The following is a 14,607-nucleotide window of genomic DNA, read 5'->3' as shown; positions in this document are numbered from 1 at the left end:
TTGCACAAAACACATCATGCGGCGCAGGAATACGGGAAGAGGACAAGACGATGAAGGAGCGGTTCGCGGGAACGTTGGTGAAGTCGGGATGCAGCGCTGCGGCGGTGTTGGCGATCCTCTGCGGGACGGGAAGTTCGGCACTCGCGCAAGCCGCGATTGCACCCTCGCAGAAGACTCCGCTCATGGTGGATGGACCGAAGTTCACGCTGCGAGGCAAGCCCTTCCAGATCCTCTCCGGTGAGGTCGAGTACGCACGTATCCCGCGCGCCGATTGGCGCGACCGGCTGCGCAAGGTCCGTGCGCTTGGTCTGAACACCATCACCATCTATGTCTTCTGGGACCTGCATGAGACGAAGCCTGGGGTCTACGACTTCCATGGTCAGAACGATGTCGCGGAGTTCGCGCGCGAGGCGCAGCAGGAGGGGCTTTACGTCGTGCTGCGTCCGGGGCCGTATGTCTGCGCAGAGTGGGACCTGGGAGGCTACCCTTCATGGCTGCTAAAGGACCACGCGATGCTGTTGCGAAGCTCACAGGAGAGTTACCTGGAGCCGGTACGCAGGTGGATGAAGCGTCTCGGAGAAGAGCTTGCTCCCCTACAGGCGAGCCGCGGCGGCCCGATCATCGCGGTTCAGGTTGAAAACGAGTACGGTTCATTCGATGTGAAGGAGGATCGTGGTGACTATCTCAGCAAGGTGAAACAGATCGTCATAGACTCTGGCTTCGGCGAGTCACTTCTCTACACCGCCGACGGTGGCGACGAAGAACCGAAGGGATCGCTTCCCGGGGTCTTTGCCGCGGTCGATTACGGCACCGGCGACTCCGACCACTCGGTCGCGCAGATGAAAGCGTTCCGCCCCGATGCACCTGTATACGCGGCGGAGTACTGGGACGGCTGGTTCGACCACTGGGGCGAGAAGCATCAGCTCACCGACGCGGCGAAGCAGGAGGCGGAGATCCGCTCGGTGATCGAGAAGGGCTATTCGATCAACCTGTACATGATCCATGGCGGCACGAGCTTTGGCTGGATGAATGGCGCGAACTCCGGCGACGCGGGATATCAGCCTGATGTGTCGAGCTATGACTACGACGCTCCCATCGACGAAGCCGGAAGGCCGAGGCCGAAGTACTTTGCATTACGCAAGATGATCGCGGAGGTGACGCACCAGACGCCGCCTCCGGTGCCTGACTCACCCCCATTGCTCACGCTGCCTGGGTTGAAGTTGACCGAGTCGCGTTCGTTATGGTCAGGGCTGCCGAAAAGCGTGCACTCGGAAGTGCCGTTGTCGATGGAGGACCTAGAACAGGCATATGGCTACATCCTCTATCGGACGAAGATCGCGACCGATAGTCCGAAGAATGCCAGGCTGCACTTCGATGCGTTGCACAGTTACGCGCGGGTTTATCTCGACGGTCAACTCGCAGGCGTGGTCGACCGCAGGCTCGGCCAGTCGGAGTTGAAGCTGACGGCAAAGGCAGGACAGCGGCTCGACCTGCTGGTCGAGAACTCCGGTCGCATCAACTTCACGACGAACATTCGGGGAGAACGGGCGGGGATAGTAGGCGATGTGAAGCTGAACGGCGAGGTGCTGCATGGTTTCGAGATCGTCTCACTGCCGCTGAATGAACCACCGTCGGAGGGCTACTCTACGACGGGCTGTGTGGGGCCATGCTTCTATCACGGCGAATTCACTGTAGCGAAGGCGGGCGATACGTTTCTGAACACGGCATCTTTAGGCAAAGGCGTCGTCTGGGTCAACGGGCACCTGCTTGGTCGCTACTGGAACGTTGGACCGATGGGCAGCCTGTTCCTCCCAGGCGCTTGGCTGCATGAGGGCGTGAACGCGATCACGGTGATCGACCTGAACGGTGGCACAGACATCGAGGTACGGGGAGAGGACCATCCCACGTACCTCGATCCGAAGCCGGAGTCGACCGCGCCTAAGGCTTGAGCGCGACTCGGAAGGTGTACGCGTGATCTCCGACCGGTGAGGCCGGAAGCTTGATGTGCAGGCCATCACCTTCCTGATGCCATTCCAGCTTCTGGCCATAGCCGAGCAGTGACACGTCGCCTATGGCCACGGCTGGAGACGCGAAGGAGTGGATGACGCTCTCGCCACTCGTTGACCAGCCGAGCTCGATCGCATAGACGAAGCCCTTGTTCGTGGTGAAGCGATAGTCCTCGGCGGTGAAGGGCTTCTCGACCTTGTCCTGCATGGAGCCGGTCGCGATCTCTGTTGGGCCTTCGCCGAACTTCGTCCACGGGCGGCTGCCGTAGATCGCTTCGCCGTTGACACTAAGCCAACTACCTATCTCGAGCAGCGTCTGCTGTGCCGCCTCCGGGATGGTGCCGTCGGCACGCGGCCCGATGTTCAACAGCAGATTACCGTTCTTGCTGACCACATCGACCAGTTCATGGATCAGTGGGGTTGGCTGCTTGTACGTGTCGCCGTCGATATAACCCCAGCTCTCGTTGCTGAGCGAGGTGTCCGTCTGCCAAGGCAACGTGCGAGTGCCGGGAAGTTGACCGCGCTCTACATCGAGGACGCCCGCGCCTTCGTGCATATTGTCGAACTTGTAGTTCATCACGATGGTCTGATGATGCTGCGCGGCGTAGTCGTAGTAGAAGGCGGCGAAGCGGCGCTCGGTCTCGCGAAAGGACGGCTGGCCGACCCACCAGTCGAAGTAGAGCAGGTCAGGGTGATACTTTTCGACGATCTCTGACGTCCGCGCGAGCCAGTCCTCTCGGAAGGCACGGGAGACGTAGGTGAAGTCCTTGCTCAGCGCTGCATCGTCGTCGCTTTCAAGATTGCGAATCTGCGCCGGACCGTAGAGCGAGGCGTACTTCGGATCGTTTACGTCCGAGTCGATCTTGCGGCCTCCGTCGAAGAACCAGTCGTGCTCCGCGCGATGCGACGACGCGCCGAGCTTTATGCCCCTGGCTCGGATAGCGACCGCGAGATCGCCGTAGAGGTCGCGATGCGGTCCCATTTTGGCGGCGCTCCACTCCGTCAGATCGGAGTTGTAGAGAGGGAAGCCGTCGTGGTGTTCCGCGACAGGAACGACGTAGCGCGCACCAGCACGCTCAAACAGAGACGCCCAAGCTGCCGGGTCGAAGTGTTCCATGCGGAACTGCGGAATGAAGTCCTTGTAGCCGAACTTGGTCTGCGGACCAAAGGTGGCTACATGATGGGCGAAGTCCTTCTCCGACGGAAGGTACATATTGCGCGAGTACCACTCGGAGCCTGACGCTGGAACTGAAAAGACGCCCCAGTGGATGAAGATGCCAAACTTGGCATCGCGATACCAGTCGGGAACCGTCTGAGCGCTCAGGCTCTCCCAGTCGTCGCGGAACGGGCCAGCGGCGATTACCTCGTCTGTCTTCCCGAGAATGCGCTGACGCTGCGTGGCGAACTGTTTCGTCGCCAGTACCCAGGAACGATCAATTTGGTCTGGAGTGAGCAGATTTGCAGTCGCATTTAGGACATTTGTCCGTTTATCGGATTGTTTGGGGGCAACCTGAGCAGAGCTTGAGCGCAGCGAAAACAGAGCAACACTTATCCAAAAGGCGGATTTAGCGAGAATGCTGATTGATTGGCGGCTAAACGAGCAGGATTCTGGCAAATCATGCATCTTCCAAGACATTTCTCGGCTCCGATGAAATTTATTTATTGTAAAAATCCTGCAACAGGGATAGATTTCTCTCAACCGAACCAATTTGACCAACTTGACTCCATTTGAACAAAAAAATGGGCATTGAGTCGCATAAAGTTCCCCGCTTTGGGCTTTTCCATCTTTCAACTCTAGGAGATCCGCCAATGACGAAGACTTATCAGAAGCTCCTCCGCATCGCGATGATCGCACTATGCGTCTGTCTGAGCATGTGCGGCTCAAGCTTTGCACAGACCATCACCGGCTCCATTACAGGGGTTGTGACCGACGCAACCGGAGCGGTTGTTCCGGGAGCCAAGGTAACGGCGACGAACGTCGACACGGGCGTAAGTACGAGCGATGTGACCAACGGTGCCGGAATCTACAGCATCCGGTTCCTGCAGATCGGTAAGTACAAGGTGCAAACCGAGGCGGCGGGCTTTTCCAAGCAGAGCTATGGGCCGTTCTCGCTTGAGATCGACCAGGTGGCCAAAGTGAACGTCACGCTCAGCGCCGGAGCCGCCTCCACCACGGTCGACGTCGGAGCCTCCGAGCAGCCGATCCTGAACACGGAGAACGCGACGCTCGGCGAGACCTTCACCGAGAACACGATCAATAACATTCCTCTGAACGGTCGCGACTTCTCGCAGCTCACTGTCTTCACCCCCGGCGCGGTTTCGACCGACTATGGCGCTTTCGGCGGATCGAGTTCGACAGAGCGCGATCAAGGTGGCAGCACGATCGCGAACATCAACGGCAATCGTGCTCAGTCCAACAACTACATCCTGGATGGCCAGGAGATCAACGAGAACCTGAACAACACCGTCGGCTACACGCCCAGCCCGGACTCGCTTGACCAGATCCGCGTCATCTCGTCGAACGCAAACGCCGAGTTCGGAAACGTGAACGGCGGCGAAGTGCTCATGGTGACCAAGAGCGGAACGAACCAGTTCCATGGCAGCGTCTTCGGCTTCCTCGAGAGCGCCAAGCTGGATGCAAACAGCTGGGCGAATGGGAACAATACTCCGGTTCTTCCGGTCAATCCGTTCACGCAGACCATCTTCGGGGGCACCATTGGCGGTCCGATCCTGAAGGACAAGCTCTTCTTCTTCGCCGACTATGAAGGATTTCGGACACACACCGGCGGTTCCTCGGCGGTGAGCGTTGCTCCAGCCGCCTACCGAGGCCAGACAGCAACTGCCAACTGCGCTGTAGGCCAGGCCGACTTCTCCAACCTTGGTTACCAGCTCTATAACACGCAGGTTGCCGGCGGTGCCGTTCCCTACGCAAACAACTGCGTGCCGATCACCAACCCAGTGGCACTCTACCTATTCTCGCATCCGAACGTCTACCCCCTTCCCAACGCCACAGGGCAGGACGCTACCGGCATTTTGAACAACTATCAGGGCCTGAGCGGGAATTTTGCCCGCAATGACCAGGGCGATGTGAAGATCGACTACCACTTCCGCGACAAGGACGTGATCTCGGGACGTTACTCGCAGGGCATCGGCCAGGACGGAACGACCAAGGAACCAATTCCAATTCAGTTTCCTTCAGCTTCGAACTTCCCCGACCACCTCTTCGTGACGGACTGGACGCGGACTGTTAACTCAGCGATTGTCAACTCGGCGCGTGTATCGTACGCGCGTATCCGCTACAACAGCGGCGTGACCACGGACCCAAGCGGTGTCTTTGGGCTCACCGGAAACGCAGTTGTCGGCATTCCAAGCCAGGCGCAGCAGACGGCGGGCTTCAGCCAGCAGTCCTTCTCCGGAACGGAAGTCAGCAACTTCGGCACAAACCCGACTCCGGAGATCTTCATCGACAACGTCTTCCAGTACGGCGACAATCTGACCTGGCAGAAGGGCAAGCACCTTCTGAAGTTCGGTGCCGAACTGACGCGGTACCAGCAGAACAGCTTCTACCCTGGCAACGACGGCGAACTCGGCACGTTCAGCTACGACGGTCAGTTTTCAGCTGGCCTTGCGGCCAACTCTAGCCAGAACGGCTTCGCTGACTTTGTCAGCAACTATGCGGACGACGCGACCGTGGGCCAAGTGGTCGGTCGTACCGGCCAGCGCCAGTACCGTAATGCTTACTTCGCCCAGGACGACTGGAAGTTCACTCCTACGCTGACCTTCAACATCGGTCTCCGATATGAGTATGACCAGCCAATCTACGAAGTGAACAACAAGATGGTGAACCTCAACCTCGACACGGCAACCGTCGAGTATGCGGGCAGCATTCCTTCGGGCAATACGTTCCCGAATGCTACCGTCTGCTCCAACCGCGCATGCTACAGCGACAGCAAGGCGAACTTCATGCCCCGTCTCGGCTTCGCCTGGCAGCCGCGCTCAAAGGCAGTGCTTCGCGGCGGCTATGGCATCACAACCTATCTAGAAGGCACGGGCGCAAACCTTCGCCTTACCCAGAATCCGCCGTTCCACAACGACTTCGAGACCAAGGCCCTGATTCCGTCAGACACCGGCGGAGTCTACTCCGAAGGAACTCCGGTGCTGACCAGCAATGGGTTCCCGACCAACACGCCTCCGGTCACAACTTTTTACGCCTGGAAGAAGAACCTCCAGTCGGCGATCATCCAGGAGTTCTCACTCACTGGCGAGTATGAAGTTACACCCACTTCATCCCTGCAAGTCGGGTATGTGGGCGAGATCGGGAGGCACTTGGTCGATCCCGCCTATGCCAACCAACTCACCGCGCCTGGCGCAACCGCACCGTATGCGGGAATCGTCGGACAACAGGGTGTTGTCAAGGTGACCGCCTCAGACTCGTCCCTTAGCTATAACGCGCTTCAGGCAATCTTCCGCCAACGTCTGAAAGCAGGGCTCGAGTTCACCGCGAACTACACCTACTCGAAGGCGCTTACCGACGACATCGGCTATTACGGCGCTGCGGACATTTCACAGCAGTACTACCAGCAGAACTACTACAACATTCACGGCGATTGGGGTCCGGCCGGCGATGACGTTCGTCATGCGTTCAGTGCTACAGGGACTTACGCGCTTCCCTTCGGACACGGCAAGCAGTTCGGAGCCAACTCGAACTTCTTTGTCGACGAGATTCTTGGCGGTTGGAAGGTGAGTGGATCGAGCGTTGCTTACACGGGATTCCCGGTTACCATTTCTTCGACTCCTGAGTACTCGGCCCTTGTGTTTGCGTACACCGGCGCGGCGCGTCCGGATCAAGTCAACCCAATCAAGATCACAGGACGTTCCATCAACCATTGGTTCGGCACCGATCAGTCGATCACGGACACCTGTGGTTCGGGCTTGAATGACGGAGTGTGCGCCTTTGCCACGCAGTCGCAGACCAACTTCGGCAACGTAAAGACAGGATCACTTCGTGCTCCTGGCTTCTTCAACGTAGACGGCGCGCTGCAGAAGAGCTTTACGACATTCCACGAACAGCATTTGGACTTCCGGAGCGACTTCTTTAACGCGTTCAACATCGCCAGCTACGGCAACCCGGACAACGGAATCAACGATGGCACCAACTTCGGCCGGATCACCAGCACCCGGTCGACCGAACGCCACATCCAGTTCGAACTGAAGTACGCGTTCTAACTACATCCTGCAATAATTCCGATCGCGGGCCGGAGAGTAAGTCTCTCCGGCCCATTTCTTTCGTAGCATAAGAGATGAGGGCAAAGATGAAGACACGATTCCAACTATCGCTGGCGGCGAGCATCGGCGCGGCAGTTTTGTTCAGTTCACTGGCTGCACACGCTCAGAAGACGGAGTTCTGGATGGGCAACGGCGTGGCCGCTGTGAACTCGTTCATGGCGCACAAAGACAAGATCGATATCATCTCGCCAACCTGGTACCAGATCGACGAGACTGGCCTTGTTACAGGCGAGCCGAATGAAACTGTTCTGAAGGCGGCAAAGGCCTCGCACATGACGATCATCCCGCTGTTCGCGATCTTCGATCATGTGAAGATCCATCAGTTGATCAACGATCAGAAGGCGCAGGACGAGATGAACAAGGCCTTCCTTCGAGAGTGCAAGGAGCACGGCTACGACGGCATCAACTACGACGTCGAAGACGTGATGTGGACGGATCGCGACGCTCTCTCCGCGATGGTGAAGAAGACCGCCGATGTGCTGCATGCAGAGCACCTGCAGATTCAGATTGACGTCGTTCCCAACGCTCCGGGACACGCGGGCGAGACGGCCTTCGGCAAGTGGATCTTCGAGGAGTGGCGCGGCGGCTACGACCTGAAGGCATTGGCCGAATCGGTTGACACCATCTGCCTGATGACCTATGACCAACACACACACTGGACGACGCCCGGACCGGTTGGCGGATGGATCTGGACGAAGGAAAACCTCGACTACGCGCTGAAGGTCGTTCCTCCGCAGAAGCTGTCGCTGGGCATCGCCATCTATGGCTATCGCTGGTACACGGGCGACCCTGGTCTCGGCAAGGCTGAGAAGAAGCCGAATGAGACCTCCGACTTTATCTCCGGCCCGGAGATCGAGATGCTTCGCGAGCGCTTCCATGGAGTTCCGCAATGGGATGAAGTCGACCACACACCCTGGTTCTACTACTACCGCGACCAGATGCGGGAGTGGATCTTCTGGACCGACAAGCACGCCTTCAAGGATCGCTATGAGTTGGCTGGAAGCGATAAGGTGTTCAGCATCTGCTCCTGGGATCTGGGCGATGAAGATGCATCGATCTGGGATGCCATCCCCGCTCGCCGATAGATGCGCGTTGTTCCGCAAATTGCAGCCGCCCGAATAGGTGACAGAAAGTGTCACCTATTCGGGCGGCTTTCTAGTTAGGGATGGCGGCATGATGAAATAGTCTTCAGTTCGCGTGCTGCTCTACATAAGAGGAGGGAAGTTGATACCAGCAAGGATGATCAATCGGACCAGATCTTACATAGGATTTGGTCTCTCCATCGCAGCACTTCACCTCTCAGTTCTACCCCCTCAGGGCTTTGCACAGAAACTTCTGCAGAAGGAGAATCCAGCGATTGTCGCGACAGATCGTCTTTCAGAGAGCTGGTGGAAGGATCGGCACGAGGCTGTCCTCCGCGATGTGGCAAACCATTCCGATACGCAGCTACTGCTGATCGGCGACTCGATCACGAACAACTACGACAAGTCGACGCTTCCTGATGAAAACTTTCAACCAACGTGGAAGACCTTTTACGAGCCACGCAAGGCGCTGAACCTCGGCTTCAGCGGAGACACCACGGCCAACGTATTGTGGCGGCTCGATCATGGCGAGGTTGCCGGCCTCCACCCGAAGGTGGTGCTGCTGCTTATCGGGACCAACAACACCGGCTTCAAGTCCGAGAGCGCGGAACAGACAGAAGTAGGCATCGATGCGGTAATTGCGGATCTCGAGCAGCGCCTGCCGGAGACGAAGATTCTGCTGCTTGGTATTCTGCCCAGCGATATCTCAGAGTCCAAGACGGAAACTGATCGAGCGGTCAATCATTATCTCGCCAATAGCTATAGCGAGAATCCGAGAGTGACTTATCTCGATATAGGCTCGATCTTCTATCGAAAGGGCAGCCTCGACGCATCGATCTTTTATGATCCGCGTCTGCCGCAGCATGGCAAGCCGCTTCATCCCGATACCAATGGGCAGCACATGATGGCGGAGGCCATCGAGCCCACGCTGGCGAAGCTGATGGGAGACTCTCCCCGGATGCCGCTCGACGCGATGACCGAGATCAACACGGCATTGATCCCTGTTCCGAAGCTTGAGCAGGACTCCTACGACTGGTATGCGCGGCATCATTCGGAGCTCAAAGCGAAGCAGCAGATAAACCCGAAGGTGGTGATGATCGGTGATTCCATCACCCACTTCTGGGGAGGCTTGCCGAATGCAAACCACGTCAACGGGCCTACAGCCTGGCAGCATTTATTCGGAGCGGATGCAGGTAACGTGCTCAACCTTGGCTTTGGTTGGGACAGGACACAGAATGTCCTCTGGCGACTGCGGCAGGGGGAGTTCGACGGCCTTACGCCGCAAGCCATCGTCCTTATGATCGGCACGAACAACCTGACGCGGAGCAGCAACGCTCGCGCCAATACGCCGCAGGAGATCGTGGCCGGAATAGAAGCGATCCGCGAGGAGCTTCACAAGAGATCGCCGAGCAGCCGTTTGATCGTCATGGCGATCCTTCCGCGTGGACGTAGTGCGACGGACCCGCTGCGCGCCAGCGTCACCGCGACGAACCAGCTAATGGCGGCGCACTTCAGAAACGACGCCTCGGTCATCTACCTCGACATTGGAGAGAAGTTTCTCGACACTGACGGGACGCTGCCCGTGTCGATGATGTCAGACGGCGTGCACCCGACCGATGCAGGCTACGGGATCTGGGCCGATGCTCTGGCGGACACATTCCGCAAGCTGGGCATTACGCCTTAGGACGAACGCTGCCTAAGCGTTCTGCAGGAGGTCAATCATCGTCCGAATCTCCTCTGCGTCGACGGTATAGTCGAAGCCCAGAGCTTCAGAGTCGTCGACCGCATCATCCGCGGTTGAAACGGGATGGCCCGGATTCTTTCGGCGGAGTGATCCGTGAAAGTGCCGGGCTCCAATCGTCTGGCTAAGCGAGGCTGCATTCTGAATACGCAGACCGCCGCCCACCGCGATTTCGATTCGGCCGGCCGCCTGTTCCACGAGCGCCGCCAGGGAGTGTGCCCCGACCATAACATCGCGCTCGCCGCCAGAGGTGAGTACACGTTCGCAGCCGCTCGCGATCACATCTTCAAGCGCCTCTGACAGCGATGAGGTGACGTCGAAGGCGCGGTGAAATGTGACCTCCATCGGTCGTGCAATCTCCACCATAGCTCGCGTAGCTTCGACGTCAACCGTCGCGTCCGGACGCAGGATGCCGAGCACCACGCCCGAGGCTCCGCACGATTTCGCGTGTTCAATATCGGCGTGCATCACGGCGATCTCCGCAGCGGAGTACACAAAATCTCCCCCACGAGGCCGAATGAGCACGTGGACGGGAAGACCGCTCTGCGCCACTGCGAAAGAGAGCAAGCCGTGACTGGGGGTAAGCCCGCCCTCGCTGAGAGCGGAACAGAGCTCTATGCGCGCCGCCCCGCCCTCTCTGGCGACCAGGCAGGCATCAATCGTCTCGGCACACAACTCAAAAACTATCTTGCGCATTCAGTTGCTCGTGATCCTGAAATTTACTCTTGATGACTCGACGCATGGGATTTTGGCCGGGGTCGATTGGGAAGGGCCCGAATATATCCGAGCGGCGAGGCAAAAAACTTGTGTGGAAAGAGCGCGGGTGCGATTGCCGTTAGTCAATCGCACCCGCGCTCTTTAGAAGGTTCGGTTAGAAGTTGTAGTGGGCGCTCAGCTCGATCTGACGCGGAGGCGAATTGACGCCTGTGATCTGTCCAAGAGTTCCAGATACATTGTTCGCCGGGTTGCCGTAGCTGGAGATGTTGAAGAGGTTGTAGAAGTTGGCGCGGAATCCGATAGCGTGTTCTCCGTAGATGTGAAAGTCCTTGAAGAGCGAGCTATCAATCTGGCGGTATCCCGGCGCGCGTTCGGTGTTGATTGCGGCCGTTCCAAACTGGAGCTGGCCTGGCGTGGCTGACGCGATCCCGTACGCGCAGACCCCATTATCTGTGCCTGCTGCACAAGGAATCGTCGAGGCGTCAGTTCCCCACCAGTGGTCGATGGTGCGGTTGACCACCTTGAAGTGACGGTACTGGTTTGCCCTGAATCCGCCGCCTGGGTTGTTGGTCTGCAGCGCGGTTGGCCCGTTGATCGTAATGGGGAGGCCGGAGTAGTTGATCAGAGAGCCAGAGATCTTCCATCCGCCCACGGCGAGATCCAGGGCGCGGTTCATATTGCCGCCGTACATCATGCCGTGCCCAAAGGGCAGAGCGTAGGTGCCGATTGCGCTGAGGTTGTGACGAATGTCGTTCGAGGAGACGCCGTAATCCGCCGCGCTATCGAAGTAGTTCTGGTAAGCGCCGCTCGAACCCGAGGTGCCCGGAGAGGAGCCGTAGTTGCCGGAGCTATCCGTCATCGCCTTGGCGAAGGTGTAGTTGATGGTGTACTCAAGGCCATGGCTGGTGCGCTGGCGCAGGGACGTGAGTAGACCGTTGTAGTTCATCATCGCGCGAGACTCGGTTTCGAGCACATATCCGCCTGGGCCGACTCCGGGAAGATTCATGTACGGGGTGTTGAGCGAAGCAGGATATAGCGCGGGGTTGCCCTGGACCGTCGGCGAAAGCAAGGAATAGATGTCGTTCTGCGCCAGGGTCCAGCCATTCGGATTACCGTAATCCGCGAGGTGGTGCCCGGACTCACCGAGATAACTTGCGCTCAGAGAGAGCGTGTTCGTCAGGGCATATTCCGTGGTGAGGTTGTACTCGTGAATATAGGCAGGCTGCTGGTTCTGCGGCCAGATCGAATACACGGAGTTCGTGACGTCGTTGAACTGCGGGCTGAGGCCTCCCTGCACGGTAAACGGCGTACCGCCTGAGGTGGTCGTCGGTGGCGCTGCCGTGACGTTGCTGCCAACGGCGAAGGGTGGGCTTGAGGTCAGGCGCTGATTGAACGCGTCGCCTTCGAAGAAACTGGTCGCGCCGTAGCCGCCGCGAAGCACGAGTCGCGAAGCGGCCTGGTAGGCGAACCCGAAACGCGGCTGGATCTGGTTGTAAGTGGCGTTGTAGCAGGCCTTTGTTGGGCAAACGGTTGCGCCAGCGGCTGCGCCCGTAGGGACTGACCCTGCGTACTCCAACTGCGCCACTCCGCCGACCAGGATCACGTTGGCGGTCTTATTGTGGGCCTCGTGCCAGGGTTGGTCGAGTTCGTAACGGACCCCTAGATTGATGGTCAGCTTCGAGCTGACCTTCCAATCGTCTTGAAAGTATTCGGCGGTGCGCCATTGACGGTTTCCAATGATGCCAAGAGTCGACCCAAGCTGGGTGTTTTGAACGCGGTCAAGCACGAAATCAGCAGGACCGTATCCGGGGGCCGAATCCGTGCCGGGAGAGCTGGTGTATTGACCGTTATAGTTGAAAGTTCCCAGGAAGCCGAAGTTCGATGCATTGAGGTAGTTCTGCTGGTAGCGCGTCGCCTGGATGCCCATGGACAGCAGGTGCTGATGGAACTGCCAGGTCAGATTGTCGTAATAGTTGAAGGTGTTGTCGCGAAGAATCTGCGTATTGGCACTAGTCCCAACGTTGCCGGAGCCGAAGCTCTGCTGCGAGAAGCCGACATACTGCTGTGTGCCGAAAGGGATGCCCACAATCGAGTTCCCGCTTAATCCGAAGGCGCCACTGGGATCGGTGGGGATGCTGTTGTCCCACCGGACCCGCGTAAAGCCAAACCGGGCTTCATTGACGATGGCGCTCGAAAAGGTGTGAATCCAGCTTCCCCCGCTGAGTTTGGTCGGATAGACATTGGCAGATGGAAAAGAGACCCCAGTCAGGGCTGAGCTCCCATCGTAGGCGCGTCCCTGCGAGTAGAAGGCCGTGAACTTGTTGGACTGGCCAGGCGCGAAGTCGACCTTTACGTCGAACTGATTGTTGACGACGAAGTTCTTCTGCGGCCCCTGATAGTTGTTGTTCATCTTTCCGTCCGAAGGGGTGGTGTTCTCAACCGGATAGAGTTCCGGATGGGCGAAGAGATACGTGGCAACCGGATTCGTAATGGGGACCTGGTTATTGACGTAGGGTGCGAAGTTGTTTTGCGAGTCGTACAGCTGGATCGGCTGGAACTCTTGCGAGCCATCGATGACCGGAGGATTCAAAAGCGCACTGAAGTCACCCTTGCGAAAGGCAGAGGGGATGACACTCGTAAGGCCTGAGCCGCCGGTATGTTTGCGGACGCCCTTGTAGTCGCCAAAGAAGAAGAGTTTGTCGTGGCCGTTGAACAAGTGAGGGATGACGACAGGTCCCCCAATGGTCCCGCCGAATTGAGTCTGGGTATAGGGATTTCTGGCTACGATCGGAGCTGCGTGTTTATTGCCCCAGGTGTTGGCGTTGAGCTGGTCGTTTTGCAGGTAAGCGAATGCCGAGCCGTGCAGCTGGTTGGTACCGGACTTGAAGAGAGCGACGACAGCTCCGCCATTTGCGTTTCCGTAGGTCGCGGGTGCGTTCGAGGAGATGACACGAACTTCTCCAAGGGCCTCGACGGCGGGGTTGTAGGCGATCAGGTTGTTCTGGCCTTCGTTGTTGTCCGCACCTTCCAGGGTGTAGTTGTTTGCCTGGCCGCGGTTGCCATTGATGGACGGCGTTCCGCTGTTGAAGTTTTCACGCTCGATCGCATTGTTGCCTGTGAAGCCTTGCGGACTGGTTGCTACCGCTCCGGGCTGGAAGATGGTCACTTCGGAGAAGTTGCCACCGTTCAAGGGAAGATTCGCGAGTTGCGTCGCCGTAAAGGTGGTTGCAAGGGTTGCGTCGGTGGTGTCGAGAATGGGAGCAACTTCGGTGGTCACATCGACTTTAGTAGTCGCACCGATGCCGAGCTTCTCATTGAACTCTGCCGTCTGATTGACTTCGAGAGTAAAGACCTCGGTGGTCAGCGGGCCGAATCCGGTCGCTACGATAGTTACTCGATACTGGCCGATAGGAAGGAAACGGACCGTGTAAACGCCGCTTCCGTTCGTTGTCGTGGAAGTCTTGATACCCGTGGAGATATTTTCCACGGTCACTTCGGCCTTCGGTATGCTCGCGCCGGTTGAGTCAGTGACCTGTCCGGTAACGGAGCCGGTGACGGTCTGGGCTTCATTTGTCATCGGACAAAGGAACGCCGCTACCATCAGGCAGGACAGAAGGACTGAGGTTCGTAGAGTGCGTAGGTTCATGACTGGCTCTCCTGAAATTCCTGATTTGGCTCGCGGCCGAGATCTCTAGTGCGCATACGGCTGATGGAACAAAACGCCGGTGCTGCCTGTTTTGGGTTCGTGAAGGCGAGGATATGAAGAGATTCATCG

At 58.1% G+C, this 14,607-nt stretch carries 7 protein-coding genes; 4 read left to right on the top strand and 3 right to left on the bottom strand.

Annotated features, from left to right (window positions below; all coding sequences use genetic code 11):
* Nucleotides 1-50: 50 nt before the first annotated feature.
* Nucleotides 51-1,949, top strand: coding sequence for a glycoside hydrolase family 35 protein (locus OHL18_RS19200; RefSeq protein WP_263376485.1), 1,899 nt, complete (start codon nt 51-53; stop codon nt 1,947-1,949).
* On the opposite strand, the gene OHL18_RS19195 is transcribed toward OHL18_RS19200, so the two are convergent.
* On the bottom strand, nt 1,939-3,621 hold the full coding sequence (locus tag OHL18_RS19195) for an alpha-L-fucosidase (protein ID WP_263376484.1): 1,683 nt from the start codon (nt 3,619-3,621) through the stop codon (nt 1,939-1,941). The two genes, OHL18_RS19200 and OHL18_RS19195, sit on opposite strands and share 11 nt — an antisense overlap.
* Nucleotides 3,622-3,815: 194 nt before the next feature.
* On the opposite strand from OHL18_RS19195, the gene OHL18_RS19190 reads away from it, so the two are divergent.
* The 3 genes from OHL18_RS19190 to OHL18_RS19180 all read left to right on the top strand — a co-directional run bounded on the left by OHL18_RS19190 (nt 3,816) and on the right by OHL18_RS19180 (nt 10,058).
* A complete protein-coding gene (locus tag OHL18_RS19190; protein WP_263376483.1) occupies nt 3,816-7,232 on the top strand; it encodes a TonB-dependent receptor in 3,417 nt (1,138 codons plus the stop codon).
* A gap of 86 nt (nt 7,233-7,318) precedes the next feature.
* A complete protein-coding gene (locus tag OHL18_RS19185) occupies nt 7,319-8,377 on the top strand; it encodes a glycosyl hydrolase family 18 protein (RefSeq protein WP_263376482.1) in 1,059 nt (352 codons plus the stop codon).
* A 337-nt stretch (nt 8,378-8,714) separates the two neighbouring features.
* The gene (locus OHL18_RS19180) at nt 8,715-10,058 is read left to right on the top strand and encodes a GDSL-type esterase/lipase family protein (protein ID WP_263376481.1); all 1,344 of its coding nucleotides are present in this window, start codon (nt 8,715-8,717) and stop codon (nt 10,056-10,058) included.
* 12 nt (nt 10,059-10,070) lie between these two features.
* Here the strand turns inward: OHL18_RS19180 and OHL18_RS19175 are convergent, their stop codons facing one another.
* Together OHL18_RS19175 and OHL18_RS19170 are read right to left on the bottom strand one after the other, a co-directional pair.
* The gene (locus OHL18_RS19175) at nt 10,071-10,811 is read right to left on the bottom strand and encodes a copper homeostasis protein CutC (protein WP_263376480.1); all 741 of its coding nucleotides are present in this window, start codon (nt 10,809-10,811) and stop codon (nt 10,071-10,073) included.
* 175 nt (nt 10,812-10,986) lie between these two features.
* Nucleotides 10,987-14,478, bottom strand: a complete 3,492-nt coding sequence (locus OHL18_RS19170) for a TonB-dependent receptor (protein WP_263376479.1) — start codon at nt 14,476-14,478, stop codon at nt 10,987-10,989.
* Nucleotides 14,479-14,607 lie beyond the last annotated feature (129 nt).

The organism is Granulicella aggregans (genome assembly GCF_025685565.1).
Lineage (GTDB): Bacteria > Acidobacteriota > Terriglobia > Terriglobales > Acidobacteriaceae > Edaphobacter > Edaphobacter aggregans_B.
The sequence above is the reverse complement of the archived record's forward strand: the minus strand, read 5'-3'. Positions and strand labels throughout refer to the sequence as shown.